Source organism: Clostridium grantii DSM 8605 (assembly GCF_900129965.1).
GTDB classification, from domain to species: domain Bacteria; phylum Bacillota; class Clostridia; order Clostridiales; family Clostridiaceae; genus Clostridium_AF; species Clostridium_AF grantii.
In genome coordinates this window covers 1-19,040 of sequence record NZ_FQXM01000041.1, presented here as the reverse complement: position 1 = coordinate 19,040, position 19,040 = coordinate 1, and the positions used below count along the sequence as shown (strand labels likewise).

Sequence of the window (19,040 nt, the reverse complement as noted above, 5' to 3'; positions counted from 1 at the left end):
CCATTAACTTAATAAAGTATTTATAATAACGCGGGGTGGAGCAGTTGGCAGCTCGTCGGGCTCATAACCCGAAGGTCACAGGTTCGAGTCCTGTCTCCGCAACCATTAACTTAATATACTATTAGTATCACACATTTTGGCGGAATAGCTCAGCTGGCTAGAGCAATCGGTTCATACCCGGTGGGTCGTAGGTTCAAGTCCTATTTCCGCTACCATAGAAGACACTCATTTTATATGAGTGTTTTTATTTTTTGGGCAAAAGAAAGATTAAGATATTGAAAGAAACATATATAAATTAAGACAAGATAAAATGATGTTGTATAAATATTTTATTTTGCGGGTTAGCTTTGTTATAAAATAAGTTTTTTTAAAAAACATTGTATATATAAAAATATGATACTCATGTTGAAGAAAAATGATAAAAACAGTATGACAAAAAAATAAATATAAAAACTAGGTTACTTCTCAATTGTTCTATTAATTCAAATTATTAAAAGAAATATTGAGTAAAAAGAGAAAGGAAAAAAAGCGTTAAAAGTAATAATTTAATTAAAAGTAAAAGGTGTTGTCTTACGATTTTTTTCATATGTCAGAATAAATGACAATATATACCAGTTAGCTTTGTTATAATTTAAACTGTTAGTTATAACTTTGGGGGTGTTTATTGTGCAATATGGTGTTGGAGTATCAACTTACAATAGAATAGGTAATAAAAATAAAGAAAAAAGTATTGAAAATAAAGAGGATAGGAATAAAATTTCACAAATGGCATTATATTTTAGTATAGCTTTTTTTGTTAGTAGAGTATTATTGCTAAATGTAAATCAAACAATAGCGCCTTTTGGAATAAGTTTTGTGTTGGTTATGAGTTTTTATAAAAATGAAAAATTGTTATTACCTACTGCTTTGGGAAGCTTAATTGGATATATATTTCTTTTGAATAAAATTTGGAATTGTTATGAATACTTTATAGTTCTTTTTACAGTGGTTGCTATTCAATACATTATTAAAAACTTGAAGAAACAAACTATAGTACAAATCATATTAGTGAGTATTTTTGTAGAAATAATAATATTGGAAATTTTATTTAGTGGATATGCTTTGGATGTTTGTTTCTTTAATGCTTTTATGCAAATTATGTGTATTATTCCTTTGTACTTTATTATGAGTAAGTCAATTGAATCTTTTAAAAGTATAAAATGTAAGCATTTATTTAATAGTGAAGAAATTTTGAGTATGTGTATATTGATGTCTTTGGTTATATCAGGCACATGGGGTATTGATATATACGGACTATCATTAAAAAACATACTAGGTTTCTTGTTTATTTTGATAATTGCTTATGTTAATGGTAGTTCAATAGGTGCAGCAGCGGGAATTTCTTTAGGGGCGATAATTGGAATGTCTTCAAACAATATATTGATTTATATAAGTGTATTTGGGACTTGTGGCCTTATTGTAGGTTTATTCAAAGAAACAGGTAAGTGGATAAGTGGAACTAGCTGTTTGATTATATTTTTAATATTAAAGATCTATGCTAACTTGAGTGTGGAATTTAATTTTATAGAAATAGTAGCTCCTTTAAGTATATTTTTTTTATTACCAAGCAAAGTATTTTCAGGAATAATTTTAGAGTTGGATTGGGAAAAAAAACAACAGTATTTAAATAAGGATTATATAAAAAAAGTAAAAGCACAATTGGTAACAAGAATTTTTGATTATTCGGATATTTTAAGTAATCTATCAGAGGTTTTATATGATCTAGCAGAAAATGATAAGTTATCCATGAAGAATAAAAGTAACTCTTTAGTAGAAAAATTAGCAGATAGAGTTTGTAGCAATTGCGACATGGCATCTATTTGTTGGAAAAGGGAGAACTATTTTACCTATGAAGCCTTTGGTGAACTTATTGAAAATTATGAGGAAAATAGAAAAGGTATAGTTCCTTATGAAATTGAAAGAAAATGTATAAAAAGAACTTCTTTAATGAAAAATGTTGAAGAAATCGTTAATAACCATATAATAAATGAAATGAGTAGGAGAAGGATAAGTGAATCTAGAGATTTATTATCCAATCATATAAAAAGAATGTCCTATTCAATAAAAGAGTTGACAGAAGAATTTGATGATGATGTAGATATTAATTATGAAGAAGAAAAGAAAATAAGAAAAGTATTAGAGCATAAAGGAATTAAATTTTATGATGTGTATTGCTTGAATGATAAAAATAATAGAATTGTAGTTTATGCTGATTTACAATCCTGTGCGGGAACACAAATGTGTGTTAAGAAGGTTATACCACTTTTAAATGAAGTTTTAAAAAGATCTATGTGTATAAGAAATGATTGCTGTAATGTAAATTTAGATTCAAGAATATGTAATGTTATTTTTGAAGAAACCCCTAAATATTATGTAGCTACTCATGCTATTGCAGAGTGTAAAAAAGGTAATAAGTTTAATGGAGATTGTTACAGCTATGGAAAGATGCAATCAGATTCATATGTATGTATGATAAGTGATGGAATGGGTGCTGGCTCAGAGGCTAATAGAGAAAGTAAAGCAACTATAGATTTAATGAAAACTATGATTAAATCAGGATTTAAAAAAGACAATGTACTTAACACGGTGAATGCAGTAATGAGTTTAAAATTCTCAGAGGATGAAAAATTTTCTACAGTTGATTTGATGGATTTAAATTTATATACAGGTAAAATAAATTTTGCTAAAGTTGGAGCTGTTGCAAGTTTTATCAAGTCAGGAAATGATATAAAAGTTATTCAATCTAAAACACTTCCCATAGGTATTTTGGATAAGCCAGATGTTGATACATATAACACTGAAATAAACAATGGGGATATAATAGTTATGGTGACAGATGGGGTTTTAGATTATGATAGTAAGCATACAGGAAGATTTGATTGGGTTGTTGATTATTTGAAGTATTGTAATTTAAATAAACCTAGAGATTTGGCAGAAGAAATAATTAAAAATGCAAAAAAATTAAGTGGAGGATACGCTAAGGACGATATGACTGTTATTGTATCAAAGGTATATGACTTATATTAAACTAAAAGCTTTATTCTATTTGAATTTTAAGAGAATAAAGCTTTTTCCTTAGTTAAATTGACTTGATATTCAAAATTAAGCTATAATAACTAAGGTATATATGTTAAAATATAATAGGTTTTATGCTAAATTTTATTTAGGAAGTGTTGATTTGATTGAAAAATTAAAAAAAACTATAATAAACTATAGTATGTTTGAAAAAAATGATTTGATTATTGTGGGTTTATCTGGCGGGCCAGACTCTTTAGCGTTACTGCATGTGCTTTATCAATTGAAAGATAGTTTGCAAATAAATTTAGTTGCTGCACATATTAATCATTGTTTAAGAGGAGAAGACTCTGAGGAAGATGAGCGATTTGTGCGTGTGTTTTGTGAAAACCATAATATTCCTTTGTATGTCAAAAAAATAGATATAGAAGAAGTCTCAAAACATTTAGGAATTTCTTCGGAAATGGCAGGAAGAGAAGTTAGATACCAATATTTTGAACAATTATTAGAGGAGCTAAGTGCAAATAAAATAGCCTTGGCACATCATGCAAATGATCAAGCAGAAACTATTCTTATGAGATTAATAAGAGGGTGTGGCTTAGAAGGAATAATAGGGATTAAACCAGTAAGAGAAGAGAGGTATGTGAGACCTATGATTCATTTGCTGAGAACTGAAATTGAAAATTATTGTTTAACAAATAATCTTAATCCAAGAATAGATAAAAGTAATTATGAAAATATTTATTCTAGAAATAAAATAAGATTAGAATTAATACCATACATAAAAGAGAATTTTAATCATGATATTGTTAATACTCTTAATAGATTTTCAGAAACGGTAAAAATTGATAATGATTATTTAGAACTTTGCGCAGAAAAAAAATTTAAGGATTACTTTTCAGTTGAGTATAACAATGGAGTTATTTGTGAAAAAGCATTTCAGGAGCATCCGGCAATTTTAAACAGAATTATAAGAATGGCTATTAAAAGTATTAAAGGCGATTTAACTAATGTAGAAAAAAAACATATAGAAGGTATAATAAGTTTACAAAAGAATTCAACAGGAAAAGAACTGAATCTACCAGATGGAATAAAAATTTTTAATAATTACAAAGATGTATGTATAAAACAATACATAGATGAAAGTGATATTATAAGTTATCCCAATGAAGAATATAAACTTTTGATAGAAGGAATAACTAAAATAGAAAAAGAAAATTTCAATATCAGCTTAAAGATACTGAAGAACGATGATGCAAGAAAAATTAATAAAAACAATAAATTCATAAAATATTTTGATTATGATTTGATAAATAATGATATAATACTAAGGTATAGGAAAAATGGAGATAGGTTTTCCCCGCTTGGTATGAAGGGAAGCAAAAAAATCAAAGACTACTTTATGGATTTAAAAATCCCTAAAAATAAAAGAGATGAAGTGCCTATGATATGTTTTGATAAAGAAATAGCATGGATTGTTGGATATGGGATTAGTGAAAAATTTAAAGTTAATGATAAAACAAAAGATATTCTCCAAATTAAAATAGAAAGTGAGGAAAAATGATGCACAATGATATTAAAGAAGTGTTATTTACGGAAAAGCAGATTAACGATAGAGTTGAGGAAATGGGAAAGCAAATCAGTAGAGATTATGAAGGAAAAGAATTATTACTTATAGGTATTTTAAAGGGTTCAGTTCCTTTTATGGCTGATTTATTAAAAAAAATCAGTATTCATTGCAACATGGATTTTATGGCAGTTTCAAGTTATGGAGATTCTACAGAAACATCTGGTGTAGTTAGGATTTTAAAAGATTTAGACCATGAAATCAAAGGAAAAGAAGTTTTGATTATTGAGGATATAATTGATTCTGGTTATACACTCAAATATTTAGTAAATTATTTGAAATCTAGAAATCCTAATAGTGTAGAAATCGCGTGTCTTCTTGATAAACCAGATAGAAGAGAAGCAAATACAGAAGTAAAATATCTTGGATTTAAAGTACCAAATTATTTTTTGGTAGGATATGGACTGGACTATGCTGAAAGATATAGAAATTTACCTTATGTTGGTGTGTTAAAAGAAGAAATTTATGTTAACAAATAATATATATTCTTGTAAAGAGAAAAATCATATGTTAAAATTTTATAAGGATTGCAGAGCGAGGGGGGCATATAATGAAAAAAATTTCTAGTGCAACTATATGGATAGTTGTTTTAATTATGTTTGTATTGGCGGCTATAGTTTTAACTGATAGCACAAGTAGTAGCAACAATATGAATTTTAATGAATTTAAAGTTAATTGGGTAGAAGGAAAAGTTAAAGAGATAGAAATACAAGATGATGCTAGAACGGCAATAGGCTCTTTAGTAGATGATACTAAATTTGAAGTTGTTGCGCCAGAAAGCGTAATATCTAAGTTGATAATAGAAGAACATCCTGTAGATACAGTTAAAGTTAGTTGGGAAAAACCAACAACTTGGCCTATTTGGATAAGTGCATTACCAACGGTTATTTTAATAATTATGTTAGTTGCTTTTTGGTTTATGTTTATGCAACAGTCACAAGGTGGCGGCGGCGGAAACAGAGGAGTTATGAATTTTGGTAAAAGTAGAGCTAAAATGGCTACACCAGATAAACAAAAGGTTACATTTAAAGATGTAGCTGGCGCTGATGAAGAAAAAGCAGAATTAGAAGAAATCGTAGATTTCTTAAAACAACCTAAAAGATATTTAGAAATGGGAGCAAGAATACCTAAGGGGATTTTATTAGTAGGTCCTCCAGGAACGGGTAAAACTTTACTTGCAAAGGCAGTTTCAGGTGAAGCAGGAGTACCTTTCTTTAGTATATCAGGATCAGATTTTGTTGAGATGTTTGTAGGTGTTGGGGCATCGAGAGTTAGAGATTTGTTTGAACAAGCTAAAAAAAATTCCCCATGTATAATCTTTATTGATGAAATAGATGCGGTTGGTAGACAAAGAGGAGCAGGACTTGGCGGTGGCCATGATGAAAGAGAACAAACATTAAATCAATTGTTGGTTGAAATGGATGGATTCGGTATAAATGAAGGAATAATATTGGTTGCTGCAACTAATAGACCTGACATTTTGGATAGAGCTTTATTAAGACCAGGTAGATTTGATAGACAAATTTTAGTTGGTGCACCAGATGTTAAAGGTAGAGAAGAAATTTTAAAAGTTCACATAAAAAATAAAAGACTATCAGATGCGGTTAAATTAGATATTTTAGCTAAGCAAACTCCAGGATTTACAGGAGCTGATTTAGAAAACTTAATGAATGAAGCGGCATTGTTAACTGTTAGAAGAGAAAAAACTGAAATTGGTATGGAAGAGCTTGAAGAGGCAGTGACAAGAGTTATTGCTGGACCTGAAAAGAAAAGCAGGGTTGTAGATGACGAAGATAAAAAACTTACTGCATACCATGAAGCAGGGCACGCTATTGTAATGAGATTTTCACCTCATTCAGATCCAGTTCACGAAATAAGCATAATTCCTAGAGGAATGGCTGGTGGTTATACTATGCATTTACCTGAAAAAGATAAAGCATATATGTCATTATCAAAGCTAAAAGATGAAATGGTAGGTCTTTTAGGAGGAAGAGTAGCTGAAAGATTAATACTTGGTGATATCAGTACAGGAGCATCAAATGATATACAGAGAGTTACAGCTATAGCAAGAAAAATGATTATGGAATATGGAATGAGTGAAAAAGTAGGAACGATAGCATATGGAAGTGACCATAATGAAGTATTTATTGGAAGAGAACTTGGGAAAAGCAAGAATTATAGTGAAGAAGTTGCATCGATGATTGACAGCGAAGTAAAAGCTTTAATTGATGAAGCGTACAAAAAAGCTGAAAGCATCTTAGTTGAACATAATGATAAATTACATGCTGTTGCTCAAGCTTTGTTAGAAAAAGAAAAACTTACTGCAGTAGATTTCTACGAAATAGTTGGAAAAAAGAGTGTGGAAGTATAATAAGGAATGTGATTAGATAGTAAGAATTAATGTTATATTTAGGGGTGGAAACACCCCTTTTGTTTTTTTTTGTAAGAAAATATTGAAGAATTAATTATTACTCTTGTAATTCATAAAAGAAATTAGGTAAAATGATAGTGGGTTTTAGAAATGAAAAATTAATAGGGGGTGTTTTTATGAGGTTGCAATTAAAAGAAGGAATAAAAGGGCAACAAGAAATTATGGTAGAAGTTAAAGACACAGCAGCTAATGTAGGTTCAGGGACGGTAGAAGTTTTTGCTACGCCATCTATGATAGCTTTGATGGAAAACACTGCTCAAGCTAGCATTGCTGAGTGCTTAGCTAAGGGTGAGGCAACGGTGGGTATTGAAATCAATATAAAGCATATTAAAGCTACGCCTGTAGGAGTGAAAGTAAAGTGTTTTTCGGAGTTGACTGAAGTAAAGGGTAAAAAACTATTATTTAAAGTTGAAGCATTTGATGAGAAAGGTAAGATAGGTGAAGGAAAGCATATTAGGTATATTATAGATACTGAAAAATTCATGGAAAATGTAAAATAGTGTATACTAAAAGTGGAAAGTGCAATGAATATAGTATAAATTAAAAAAAAGGGGTGCATTAATTAAATGAAAACAGATATTGAAATTGCTCAAAGTTCAAAAATGGAACCTATAGTAAACATTGCGGAAAAGATAGGTTTAGGGGAGGGTGACATTGAGTTATATGGTAAATATAAATGTAAAATTTCATTGGATGTATTAGAAAAGAAAAAAGCAGAAAAAGACGGTAAATTAGTATTAGTTACAGCTATAAATCCTACTCCGGCAGGAGAAGGCAAGTCTACTGTGACAGTAGGACTAGGGCAAGCATTATGGAACATTGGGAAGAAAACAGTTATAGCTTTGAGAGAGCCTTCTTTAGGTCCTGTATTTGGAATAAAGGGAGGAGCAGCTGGAGGTGGACACTCACAAGTTATTCCAATGGAAGATATAAATTTACATTTTACTGGAGATATGCATGCTATAACCTGTGCAAACAATTTATTATCAGCTGCTATAGATAATCATATTCATCAAGGAAATTCATTGAAAATTGATTCTAGGAGAATTATGTTCAAAAGAGTTTTGGATATGAATGATAGAGCTTTGAGAGACATTGTTGTGGGTATGGGTGGGAAAATTAATGGTTTTGTTAGACAAGATGGATTTATGATAACTGTAGCCTCAGAAATCATGGCTATATTATGTTTAGCTACGGATTTGATGGATTTAAAAAATAGAATGGGTAATATTTTAGTTGCCTACAATTTAGATAATGAGCCTGTGTATTGTAGAGACTTAGATGTTCAAGGGGCTATGGCATTATTAATGAAAGATGCAGTTAAGCCTAATTTGGTTCAAACATTAGAAAATACACCAGCTATCATTCATGGAGGGCCTTTTGCAAATATAGCTCACGGATGCAATAGTATATTAGCAACAAAAATGGCTATGAAATTAGGCGATTATGTTATTACAGAAGCGGGATTTGGTGCTGATTTGGGAGCAGAAAAATTCTTGGATATCAAATGTAGATATGGTGATTTAAAACCTGAATGTGTAGTTATTGTAGCTACAATAAGGGCATTGAAGCATCATGGAGGGTCATCTAGAGATGAACTGACAACACCTAATGTAGAATATCTATCAAAGGGTATAGAAAACTTAGAAAAACAAATTGAAAACATAAAGAAATATAATGTTGGTGTAGTGGTGGCTATAAATAAATTTATAACTGATTCTGATGAAGAAGTGAAATTCATTGAAGACTTTTGCATGAAACAGGGTGTAGAAGTTGCACTTACTGAGGTGTGGGAAAAAGGCGGTAATGGTGGAATTGAATTAGCTAAAAAAATTGTTGATATAGTTGAAAAAGGTGATAGTGACTTTAAATGCTTATATAGTGAAAATGAAACTATAAAAGATAAAATAGAAATTGTTACAAGAGAAATATATGGTGGAGATGGCGTTGTATTCACAAAAAATGCTGAAAAACAAATTGAGGAAATAGAAAAGATTGGATTAGATAAAATGCCTATTTGTATAGCTAAAACTCAATATTCTTTATCTGATAATCCTACGTTACTTGGTAAACCAAGTGGATTTAAAGTTACAGTAAGAGAAGTTAAAGTATCAAGTGGTGCTGGATTTATAGTTGTATTAACAGGTGATGTTATGACTATGCCAGGGTTACCTAAAGTACCGGCAGCAAATAGAATGGATATAAACAAAGAAGGAACAATAGTAGGTTTATTTTAAAAGCTACTTGACAAATGAAATGTTATTGTTAAAATTAAATTGGTATACTGAAGGAACTTTATCAAAGAGCGGTGAAAACTGCTCTTGTATTTTTTAAGGGGTGTATTAATGTGATTTTTGTACTGGATGCGGGTAATACTAATATAGTATTAGGAATTTTTGATGAAGATAATTTATTAGTACAATGGAGAATAGGAACAGATCCAAATAGAACTGCAGATGAATATGGTATACAAGTGTTAAATTTGTTTGCCATGAATGGTATTGACGTAAAAGATATAGATGGAGTAATAATATCTTCAGTTGTACCTAATATAATGTACTCAGTGGAACATATGGTAAGAAAGTATTTTGACATAAAGCCTATAGTTGTTGGGCCAGGTGTTAAAACTGGTATCAACATTAAATATGATAATCCTAAATCAGTAGGCGCGGATAGGATAGTAAATGCTGTTGCAGCTCATGAAATTTATAAAAAATCTTTGATTATAATAGATTTTGGAACGGCAACAACCTTTTGTGCCATAACGAAAAAAGGAAATTATTTAGGTGGGGCAATTTGTCCAGGATTAAAAATTTCTTCAGATGCTTTAGTTGAAAAAGCAGCAAAACTTCCGAGGATAGAATTGATAATGCCACCAACAGTTATATGTAAAAATACTATCACTAGCATGCAAGCAGGAATTGTGTATGGATATATAGGACAAGTGGATTATATTGTAAATAAAATGAAAAATGAAATGATGGACCTAGGAGAAGAAGAACCTTATGTAGTAGCAACAGGCGGATTGGCTTCTATGATAGCAGATGAATCGGATACAATTAATGAAATAAATAGGAATTTAACTTTAACAGGGTTGAAAATAATATATGATAAGAATAAATAAAAAGGAAAGTTGATTTAAATGAAGATAGGTAATTTGACATTTGATAATAATGTTTTTCTAGCGCCTATGGCAGGTGTTACGGATATAGCCTTTAGAGAAATTTGTGTAGAAATGGGTTGTGGATTAGTTTATACAGAAATGGTAAGCTCGAAGGGTTTATATTATAATAGTGAAAATACTAAAGCTCTTATGGAAATATCCAATAAGGAAAAACCTATAGGGATACAAATATTTGGACAGGACCCAAAAATAATGGCAAGTACATGTGATTATTTTAATGAAAATCAGGATATATGTTTAATTGATATTAATATGGGATGTCCAGCTAATAAAATTGTGAAAAACGGTGAAGGATCTGCTTTGATGAAAAATCCAAAACTTGCCTATGATATTGTAAAGGAAGTTAAAAAAGCTTCAAACAAACCAGTCACTGTTAAGTTTAGAAAAGGATATGATAAGGATAATATCAATGCAGTGGAATTTGCAAAATATTTAGAAGCAGCAGGCGCTGATGCTATAACTGTTCATGGAAGAACAAGAGAACAGATGTATGAAGGTAAGGCAGATTGGGATATAATTCGGAAAGTTAAAGAAAGTGTTTCTATTCCCGTTATAGGAAATGGTGATATTTTTTATGGGGAAGATGCTACAAAAATGATGCTAGAGACTAAATGCGATGGGGTTATGGTTGCAAGAGGGGTTATGGGTAATCCTTGGATTTTCAAGGAAATAGCAAATTCAATTAATGGCGAAGAAATACAATTGCCCACTTATGTAGAAAGAATAGATACATGCATTGAACATTACAATAAAGCTTTAATATATTTAGAAGAACACAAAGCAATTAAAGAAATGAGAAAGCATATTTCATGGTATATTAAAGGGATACCTAATTGCACAAACCTTAAAAATATTATTAATACAGAACCAAGTAGTTTGAATGTTTTGAATATGTTGCAAGAGTACAAAGAACAATTACAAACTTAAAATAATATTTATTAAAGTTTATTTTAAAAATCATTATAAATTATAAACAATAGTAATAAAATAATGTATAATACTTTTTAAGGAAAAAATATGCATAAGGTTGTTAAATATTCAGGTAGTTTTAATAAAACTTATTGTGAAGATTCTTTACTTACAAAAGTTAAAGATAGATTTTCTTTTAATTATAATGGGGAAATTTATGTGGAAAACCTTGACTTGATAATCAAAGAGTATAAAATTTCAAGCAATTTACATAAGGATGCTTACAAAAGAAATTCAGAGAGAGTAATAAAAAAAAATAAAGATTATTGCTTATCACCTCAATTCTATAGGATGTATGATTATAACTATTATACAGAATTACAAAAAAAAGTTTTGGCTTTTAGTGTAACGGAAAGTGTATCCACTATTTTAAGACTTCAAAAAAAGAAGTTAAATGAAGCCTGCATAATTATAAATAATGCAGAATTAGAAATAAATAAAAGTATCATATATCAATTGGCACAGAGGTGCAGATATTTGATTTTGTGCTTTCCAAAGTATAACACAAAAGGTGAGAAGATATATGAAGATTTAATTAATAGATTTGGAATATCAACAATAATAATAAATGATGTTTTAAAAAGTGCAAATAAAGCAGATTTTATTATAACATGTTCACCACTTTTAAATAATATAACTACTCCTATATGGTATTTGGATAATAGTATTTCTCCACAAATTTATAATAATATTGCTATTAACAATATTAGCTATAAATCACAATGGGCTAATATCAATACATTGGAACCGGAAATGTTAGGAGTATTGCTAAAGCTGCTTAAAGGGGATAATATTGAAGAAGTTTTAGATTCTAATAAAATTTATATTGAAGCTATTAAATTTAATGATTATACAATAAAATTATAAAATAATTAGAAGGATAGGACAAAGTCAATATAAGATAATCATATTGACTTAAATATTTAAGTGGTCTATAATTACATAAAATTAGTAAAATAAAAATAATTTACATAAATTTATTCAAAGGGGAGTTTCTAAATGAGTATAGGTAAAAGCTACATATTGACTAGAGAAGGTTTAAGAAAACTTGAAGATGAATTAGAATACTTAAGATCAGTTAAGCGTAAAGAAATTACTGAAAAGATTAAGGTTGCATTATCTTATGGAGATTTGAGTGAAAACTCTGAGTATGATGAAGCCAAAAATGATCAAGCGTTTGTAGAAGGAAGAATTGCTTTATTAGAAAACAAATTAAATAATGCAGAAATTTTAGATGAAAATGAATTGCCTAAAGATGTAGTTACTATAGGTGCTTTTGTAAAAGTTAAGGATTATGAATTCGATGAAGAAATTGAATTCCACATTGTTGGTTCTGCTGAAGCGGATCCAGTGGAATATAAAATATCAAACGAATCACCAGTAGGAGAAGCTTTAATAGGTAAAAAGGTTGGAGATATTGTAGAAGTACATATTCCAAAAGGAACAAATAAATTCGAGATTTTGGATATGCATAGATAATAGAAGGAATTTTGGAATAGATGAGTGTTAAGCTCAAGGAAAACAGAATCCTATAAAAAATGGAGGTAAATTTTTATGGAAGAAAAGCAATTAACTAAAGAAGAAATTAAAGAACTTCGACTTGCTGCTAAGGCAGAAGAAGAATACAATGTTTTAATAAAGGAAAGAAGAGAAAAATTATCTAGACTGCAAGAAGAAGGAAAAGATCCTTTTGATGTATATAAGGTTGAACGTACACATAATTCTAAAGAAATAAATGAAAACTATGATGAACTTGAAGGCAAAGAAGTTAAAGTCGCTGGAAGGATGATGTCTAAGAGAGTTCATGGAAAAGCCGGTTTTTCTGATGTGCATGATAGATATGGTAAAATTCAATTATATATTAAAATAGATATCGTTGGAGAAGAAAAAATCAAGGAATATAAGACTTTTGATATTGGTGATTTTGTTTCTATTACAGGTACAGTTTTTAAAACAAAAACTGGAGAGGTAACTTTGCAAATACAAGATTTCGAACTTTTGGCTAAATCTTTAAGACCACTACCAGAAAAATTCCATGGTTTAAAGGATCCAGATTTAAGATATAGACAAAGATATGTAGATTTAATTATGAGTAGGGATGTAAAAGATGTATTCTTAAAAAGAACGGCTATAATAAGATATATGAGAGAGTTTTTGGACAATAAAGAATTTATTGAAGTGGAAACTCCTATATTATCACCAATTGCTGGTGGTGCAGCTGCAAGACCTTTTAATACTCATCATAATGCGTTAGATATAGATATGTTTTTAAGAATTGCTACTGAATTGTATCTTAAAAGATTAATCGTAGGCGGTTTTGAAAAAGTTTATGAAATTGGAAGAAATTTTAGAAATGAAGGAATGGATGTAAGACATAATCCAGAGTTCACTGTAATGGAACTTTATGAAGCTTATGCTGATTATAATGATATGATGGAAATAACTGAAAACATGATTGCATACATATGTGAAAAAGTACTAGGTACTACAAAAGTAACATATGAGGGAACAGAAATTGACTTTATGCCTCCATGGAAAAGAATTACTATGACTGATGCGGTTAAAGAATACGCAGGTGTTGATTTTAGTCAATTTAAATCAGATGAAGAAGCAAGAAATATTGCAAAAGAGAAAAATATTAAAACTAAGAAAGAATTAAAAGATTGCACTAAAGGCGATTTATTAAATGTGTTCTTTGAAGAGTTTGTTGAAGATAAACTTATCCAACCTACATTTATTACAGATTATCCAGTTGAGATATCTCCTTTAACTAAAAAGAAAAGAGGAAATGATGAGTTAACTGAAAGATTTGAAGGATTTGTATATGGAAGAGAACTATGTAATGCTTATTCTGAATTAAATGATCCTATTGTACAAAAGGATAGATTCTTACAACAATTAAGAGAAAGAGAATTAGGTGATGATGAAGCTTATATGATGGATGATGACTTCATAAATGCTTTAGAAATAGGAATGCCTCCAACTGGTGGATTAGGAATAGGCATTGATAGGCTTGTAATGTTCTTAACGGATTCTAGTTCTATTAGGGATGTACTATTGTTCCCAACAATGAAGCCATTAAAATAATAAGTATAAAGCTCGCAATGTTTGCGGGCTTTTTTAAGTATGTTGATAAAGAATCGTAAAAAAATATAAAAAATTGTGAAAAAACTATTGCTTTTTTATTAATACCTGATATAATAATTCTTGTAGCAAAAATGTTCCGTGGTAGCTCAATGGTGGAGCACTCGGCTGTTAACCGATAGGTTGGAGGTTCGAGTCCTCTCCACGGAGCCATTTTTATTTTTTGAAAAATTCTTGACAATGATTTGTTGTTTGGTAGAATACAAGTAAGGAACAATTTAATACTTAATGTACATTGATGAAGAAGAGTAATAGAAGATTCTTTTTTAGAGAGATTGTGTTTGGTGAAAACAATCAAAGTTCTTTTGTGAAGGGCGCTTTTGAGTACAATATTCTTTTAAAGTAGGGCTGTAGCCAAGAAGGGTGGAACCGCGGATTTTATTCGTCCCTTTGGTTGATAGGTCTTTTTTTTATATGGTTTTTTCAACTTTTTTAATGAATTGAGGTAAATAATAAAAGGAGGTAATTTTATGGCAGTGGAAAAGTCAATGGATAAGATAGTAGCACTTTGTAAGAATAGAGGATTTATATTCCAAGGATCAGAAATATATGGAGGGCTAGCAAACTCATGGGATTATGGTCCTTTAGGGGTCGAATTTAAAAATAATGTAAAAAAAGCTTGGTGGAAAAAATTTGTTCAACAAAGTCCATATAATGTGGGAGTAGACTGTGGGATATTAATGAATACTCAAGTATGGGTAGCATCAGGACATATTGGAGGATTTTCAGATCCACTGATGGATTGCAAAGAGTGCAAAGCTAGATTTAGAGCAGATAAATTAGTTGAAGATCATTTGCATGAAAATGGAAGAGATACAGAATCAGCAGATGGTTGGACAAATGAAGAGCTTATGGAGTACATTGAAAAAAATAATATTGTATGTCCTAAATGTGGAAAAATGAATTATACAAATATCAGAAGATTTAATCTTATGTTTAAAACTTTCCAAGGAGTTACAGAAGATTCAGCTGCTGAAATATATTTAAGACCAGAAACAGCACAAGGAATATTTGTTAACTTTAAAAATGTTCAACGTTCATCTAGAAAAAAAGTTCCTTTTGGTATAGGACAAATAGGTAAATCTTTTAGAAATGAGATTACACCAGGTAACTTTACTTTTAGAACAAGAGAATTTGAACAAATGGAATTAGAATTCTTTTGTAAACCAGGAACGGATATTGAGTGGTATAATTATTGGAAAGACTACTGCTGGAAATTCTTATTAGATTTAGGAATGAGCGAAGAAAATTTAAGAAAAAGAGATCACTCAGCAGATGAACTATCTTTTTATTCTAATGCTACATGTGATATTGAATTCTTATTCCCATTTGGCTGGGGTGAATTATGGGGAATCGCTGATAGAACAGACTATGATTTAAAACAACATATGACTCATTCAGGAGAAGATATGAACTATCTAGACCCAATAACTAATGAAAAATATGTTCCTTATTGTATAGAACCATCATTGGGAGCAGACAGAGTTACACTTGCTTTCTTAGCTGATGCATATGATGAAGAAGTATTAGAAAATGGAGATAGCAGAAATGTACTACATTTACACCCAGCATTAGCACCATTTAAAGCAGCTATACTTCCATTATCTAAGAAATTAAAAGATAAAGCACTTGAAGTGTATGAGGAATTAAGTGAAAAGTTCAACATTGATTATGATGAAGCAGGAAGTATTGGTAAAAGATATAGAAGAGAAGATGAAATTGGAACGCCTTACTGCATAACTGTAGATTTTGATACTTTAGAAGATAATGCAGTTACAGTAAGAGATAGAGATACAATGGAACAAAAAAGATTAAGAATAGATGAACTAGAAGCTTTCTTAAATGAAAAAATAAAATTTTAATTGAAAACCTAAAGGTTGATATAAACCTTTAGGTTTTTTTATAGTAAAATATAATAATAGTTATTGATCTTTTCTAGTGCTATAATTAATAAAAGATGGCAATAATTAATAATATATAAAACCTATGGAGGTAGTGATATGGGTATTAAATTTGATGAATTTAAGCGTTTTATAAATGGTAAAAGTACAGCAGTTGTTGGTATAGGAGTAAGTAACATACCTTTAATTAGATCTTTGGTGGATTTAGGGGCAACAGTTTCAGCTTTTGATAAAAAAAATGAAGAAGAATTAGGAACTATTGGAGAAGAATTTAAAGCGCTTGGAGTAAAACTTGTTTTAGGAGAGAATTATCTTGAAAAACTTACAGGGTTCCAAGTAGTTTTTAAAACACCTTCCATGAGAATAGATCATCCAGCTTTATTAAAATGTAAAGAGGAAGGAACTTATATAACCTCTGAAATGGAGGAGTTTGTAAAGTATTGTCCAGGGAAGATTTTTGGGGTAACAGGTAGCGATGGGAAGACAACTACAACAACTATGATTTATAATATCCTAAAAGAAGCTGGTTATAAAACTTGGGTAGGTGGCAATATAGGAACGCCTTTATTTTCAAACCTAGAAGAGATGACTATTAATGATAAAATAGTTTTGGAATTATCTAGTTTTCAATTGATGACGATGAAGCAACCTATTGATGCAGCTTTAATAACAAATATTACACCAAATCATTTAGATGTTCATAAAGATATGAGAGAATATAAAGAGGCTAAAGAGAACATTTATAAATATCAGACAAAAGGGAGCTTACTAGTTCTTAATAAAGACAATGCAATAACTGATGTAATGGATAGGAACACAGGTAGTTATGTGAGAAAGTTCAGTGTAAAAGAAAAAATTGCAGAAGGATCTTATTTTGAAAATAATAATTTATATGTTTATGGTAAAAAAGTATGCGAAAAGAAAGAAGTTAAGTTAAAAGGTATGCATAACGTAGAAAATCTACTTGCAGCTTTTTCTATGACATATGATGATGCTAGTATTGATGCTATGAGAGAAGTAGCTATAAATTTTAGAGGGGTTGAACACAGGTCGGAATTTGTGGCTGAGATTAATGGAGTAGAGTACTATAATGATTCAATTGCATCAAGTCCTACAAGAACTATAGCAGGACTTAAGGCTTTTGAAAAACAGGTTATTCTTATAGCAGGAGGATACGATAAAAAGATTCCATTTGAGGCATTATCTGAAGGTGGATATCCATATATAAAAAAACTTATACTTTTAGGAGCTACAAAAGAAAAGATAAAAGAAGCTTTTGAAAAAGAATCAAAAACTCAGGAAAGAAGAATAGACACATATGTAGTTGAAAACTTAGATGAAGCAGTAATAAAAGCTGGAGAAATCTCAGAAGAAGGAGATATAGTAACGTTGTCTCCTGCATGTGCAAGTTTTGATCAGTTCGTAAACTTTGAAATGAGAGGTCTTAAATATAAAGAGATTGTAAATGATATGGCGGAAAAATCATTTTAAAAGCAAATCACTTTTTATAATAATATTATTTAGTACAACTTTGAAAAAATGCTTACTAATAGTATCGCATTTTTTCAAAGTTGACAATTGATAGTGTACACTGTGGATTGTCAACTTTTTTTAAAATTAGGCTTATTTATTTTTGTCTAAAAAAGTAATTATATTTGCTACGTGTTCTTTAACTCTTACTTTTCTATATATCTTCTTAATTATCCCTTCTTTATCAATGATAAAAGTACTTCTTTCTATTCCATGAGAAGTTTTTCCGTATAGCTTTTTATTTTTCATAACATCATACAAATTACACACTGTTTCCTCTTCATCTGATAAAAGAACAAAAGGTAATTGAAGTTTATCTATAAACTTTTGATGGGATTTCATAGAATCTTTGCTTATACCCAGCACAATTGTGTTTAATTTATTTAAACTGGGATGATGGTCTTTAAAGGATTCGGCTTCTTTGCTGCATCCAGCGGAATTATCTTTTGGATAAAAATAAAGAACTACATTTTTACCTTTGTAATGGCTTAAAGTATGATTTTGGTTATCAGACCCAGGCAAAGTAAAGTCAGGAGCAAGTATTCCTGGAGCTAACAATAAAATATCGGGTTTATTTTTCATAAATAAATCACTTCCTTTAAAGATATTGTTTGTTTATTAACAATAATTATAAGATAAAAAAATATATAAAGCAATATTATATAAATCAGATAAAATTAAGAAATATTTAATGGAAGTGCAGATTAAACTATAGAAAACAAAATAAACTATACCACGTGTGTCAATATACGTAATTTGAAGAAAAAGATAAAATAAGATAGGAATAGTGAGATAAATTCATTTGAATAGATTTTATTAAGAAGAATGCATTTTATAATGTGATATTATATTTTATGTCGCTGCAACAAACCGTGACAAACAAAACTTGATCATTGAAAATTAAACAGAGAATGATAATATAGATTCCAGTTCAACTAGAATTTATACATTTACAAAACTCCTAAATGATTGGAGATTTTGATACAAGTATAAATTAAGTTTCACGATGGATTCTATGTAAAATGCCAGTCAATAATTTAAGTAAATGAGTAAACAGATTAAACTTTTTAAATTGAGAGTTTGATCCTGGCTCAGGACGAACGCTGGCGGCGTGCTTAACACATGCAAGTCGAGCGATGAAGTTCCTTCGGGAACAGATTAGCGGCAGACGGGTGAGTAACACGTGGGCAACCTACCTCG

The 19,040-nt window shown here is 30.0% G+C and carries 14 protein-coding genes, 3 tRNA genes, 1 rRNA gene and 1 other annotated feature; of the genes, 17 read left to right on the top strand and 1 reads right to left on the bottom strand.

Annotation, left to right across the window (positions count from 1 at the left end; translation table 11 throughout):
- Positions 1-29 precede the first annotated feature (29 nt).
- The 16 genes from BUB83_RS19760 (at position 30) to murD (ending at position 17,801) form a co-directional block, all read left to right on the top strand.
- Positions 30-105 (top strand) — tRNA-Met (locus BUB83_RS19760).
- Positions 106-138: 33 nt separating this feature from the next.
- Positions 139-215, top strand: a tRNA-Met gene (locus BUB83_RS19755).
- 451 nt (positions 216-666) lie between these two features.
- Positions 667-3,066 carry a stage II sporulation protein E gene (spoIIE, locus tag BUB83_RS19750; protein ID WP_073340835.1) on the top strand — a complete coding sequence of 800 codons (2,400 nt, stop codon included), beginning with the start codon at positions 667-669 and terminating at the stop codon, positions 3,064-3,066.
- Between the two features lie 151 nt (positions 3,067-3,217).
- The gene (gene tilS, locus BUB83_RS19745; protein ID WP_200801507.1) at positions 3,218-4,618 is read left to right on the top strand and encodes a tRNA lysidine(34) synthetase TilS; all 1,401 of its coding nucleotides are present in this window, start codon (positions 3,218-3,220) and stop codon (positions 4,616-4,618) included.
- Entirely contained in the window at positions 4,618-5,160 is a 543-nt protein-coding gene (gene hpt, locus BUB83_RS19740) for a hypoxanthine phosphoribosyltransferase (protein ID WP_143160608.1), read from the top strand. The genes tilS and hpt overlap by 1 nt, the downstream gene beginning before the upstream one ends.
- A 71-nt stretch (positions 5,161-5,231) precedes the next feature.
- Entirely contained in the window at positions 5,232-7,052 is a 1,821-nt protein-coding gene (ftsH, locus tag BUB83_RS19735; RefSeq protein ID WP_073340832.1) for an ATP-dependent zinc metalloprotease FtsH, read from the top strand.
- A 176-nt stretch (positions 7,053-7,228) separates the two neighbouring features.
- Positions 7,229-7,612: a thioesterase family protein gene (locus BUB83_RS19730; protein WP_073340831.1), complete on the top strand. Its 384-nt coding sequence runs from the start codon at positions 7,229-7,231 to the stop codon at positions 7,610-7,612.
- Positions 7,613-7,678: 66 nt separating this feature from the next.
- Positions 7,679-9,349 (top strand): formate--tetrahydrofolate ligase, encoded by a 1,671-nt coding sequence (locus tag BUB83_RS19725; protein WP_073340830.1) that lies wholly within the window; start codon positions 7,679-7,681, stop codon positions 9,347-9,349.
- Positions 9,350-9,459: 110 nt separating this feature from the next.
- Positions 9,460-10,236 carry a type III pantothenate kinase gene (locus tag BUB83_RS19720; protein WP_073340829.1) on the top strand — a complete coding sequence of 259 codons (777 nt, stop codon included), beginning with the start codon at positions 9,460-9,462 and terminating at the stop codon, positions 10,234-10,236.
- Positions 10,237-10,254: 18 nt separating this feature from the next.
- Positions 10,255-11,223: a tRNA dihydrouridine synthase DusB gene (dusB, locus tag BUB83_RS19715; protein WP_073340828.1), complete on the top strand. Its 969-nt coding sequence runs from the start codon at positions 10,255-10,257 to the stop codon at positions 11,221-11,223.
- A gap of 90 nt (positions 11,224-11,313) precedes the next feature.
- Positions 11,314-12,132: a hypothetical protein gene (locus tag BUB83_RS19710; RefSeq protein WP_073340827.1), complete on the top strand. Its 819-nt coding sequence runs from the start codon at positions 11,314-11,316 to the stop codon at positions 12,130-12,132.
- Positions 12,133-12,264: 132 nt separating this feature from the next.
- Positions 12,265-12,744, top strand: coding sequence for a transcription elongation factor GreA (gene greA / locus BUB83_RS19705; RefSeq protein WP_073340826.1), 480 nt, complete (start codon positions 12,265-12,267; stop codon positions 12,742-12,744).
- Between the two features lie 69 nt (positions 12,745-12,813).
- Positions 12,814-14,352, top strand: coding sequence for a lysine--tRNA ligase (gene lysS / locus BUB83_RS19700; RefSeq protein ID WP_200801508.1), 1,539 nt, complete (start codon positions 12,814-12,816; stop codon positions 14,350-14,352).
- A 135-nt stretch (positions 14,353-14,487) separates the two neighbouring features.
- A tRNA-Asn gene (locus BUB83_RS19695) sits at positions 14,488-14,562 on the top strand.
- A gap of 73 nt (positions 14,563-14,635) precedes the next feature.
- Positions 14,636-14,802 (top strand) — a binding site (T-box leader).
- A gap of 77 nt (positions 14,803-14,879) precedes the next feature.
- Complete coding sequence (locus BUB83_RS19690) at positions 14,880-16,271, top strand: glycine--tRNA ligase (protein WP_073340824.1); 1,392 nt, start codon at positions 14,880-14,882, stop codon at positions 16,269-16,271.
- A gap of 138 nt (positions 16,272-16,409) precedes the next feature.
- The gene (murD, locus tag BUB83_RS19685) at positions 16,410-17,801 is read left to right on the top strand and encodes a UDP-N-acetylmuramoyl-L-alanine--D-glutamate ligase (RefSeq protein ID WP_073340823.1); all 1,392 of its coding nucleotides are present in this window, start codon (positions 16,410-16,412) and stop codon (positions 17,799-17,801) included.
- Positions 17,802-17,933: 132 nt separating this feature from the next.
- Here the strand turns inward: murD and BUB83_RS19680 are convergent, their stop codons facing one another.
- Entirely contained in the window at positions 17,934-18,422 is a 489-nt protein-coding gene (locus BUB83_RS19680) for a peroxiredoxin (protein ID WP_073340822.1), read from the bottom strand.
- Between the two features lie 486 nt (positions 18,423-18,908).
- Here BUB83_RS19680 and BUB83_RS19675 point away from each other — a divergent pair.
- Positions 18,909-19,040: ribosomal RNA gene (locus tag BUB83_RS19675) — 16S ribosomal RNA — on the top strand; the annotation flags it as partial.

What these genes read in the sequence shown, in the direction of transcription:
- BUB83_RS19680 (WP_073340822.1), bottom strand. Translation starts at nt 18,422, where the DNA reads ATGAAAAATAAACCCGATATTTTATTGTTAGCTCCAGGAATACTTGCT.
- BUB83_RS19725 (WP_073340830.1), top strand. Translation starts at nt 7,679, where the DNA reads ATGAAAACAGATATTGAAATTGCTCAAAGTTCAAAAATGGAACCTATA.
- BUB83_RS19710 (WP_073340827.1), top strand. Translation starts at nt 11,314, where the DNA reads ATGCATAAGGTTGTTAAATATTCAGGTAGTTTTAATAAAACTTATTGT.
- hpt (WP_143160608.1), top strand. Translation starts at nt 4,618, where the DNA reads ATGCACAATGATATTAAAGAAGTGTTATTTACGGAAAAGCAGATTAAC.
- BUB83_RS19730 (WP_073340831.1), top strand. Translation starts at nt 7,229, where the DNA reads ATGAGGTTGCAATTAAAAGAAGGAATAAAAGGGCAACAAGAAATTATG.
- ftsH (WP_073340832.1), top strand. Translation starts at nt 5,232, where the DNA reads ATGAAAAAAATTTCTAGTGCAACTATATGGATAGTTGTTTTAATTATG.
- murD (WP_073340823.1), top strand. Translation starts at nt 16,410, where the DNA reads ATGGGTATTAAATTTGATGAATTTAAGCGTTTTATAAATGGTAAAAGT.
- BUB83_RS19690 (WP_073340824.1), top strand. Translation starts at nt 14,880, where the DNA reads ATGGCAGTGGAAAAGTCAATGGATAAGATAGTAGCACTTTGTAAGAAT.
- greA (WP_073340826.1), top strand. Translation starts at nt 12,265, where the DNA reads ATGAGTATAGGTAAAAGCTACATATTGACTAGAGAAGGTTTAAGAAAA.
- dusB (WP_073340828.1), top strand. Translation starts at nt 10,255, where the DNA reads ATGAAGATAGGTAATTTGACATTTGATAATAATGTTTTTCTAGCGCCT.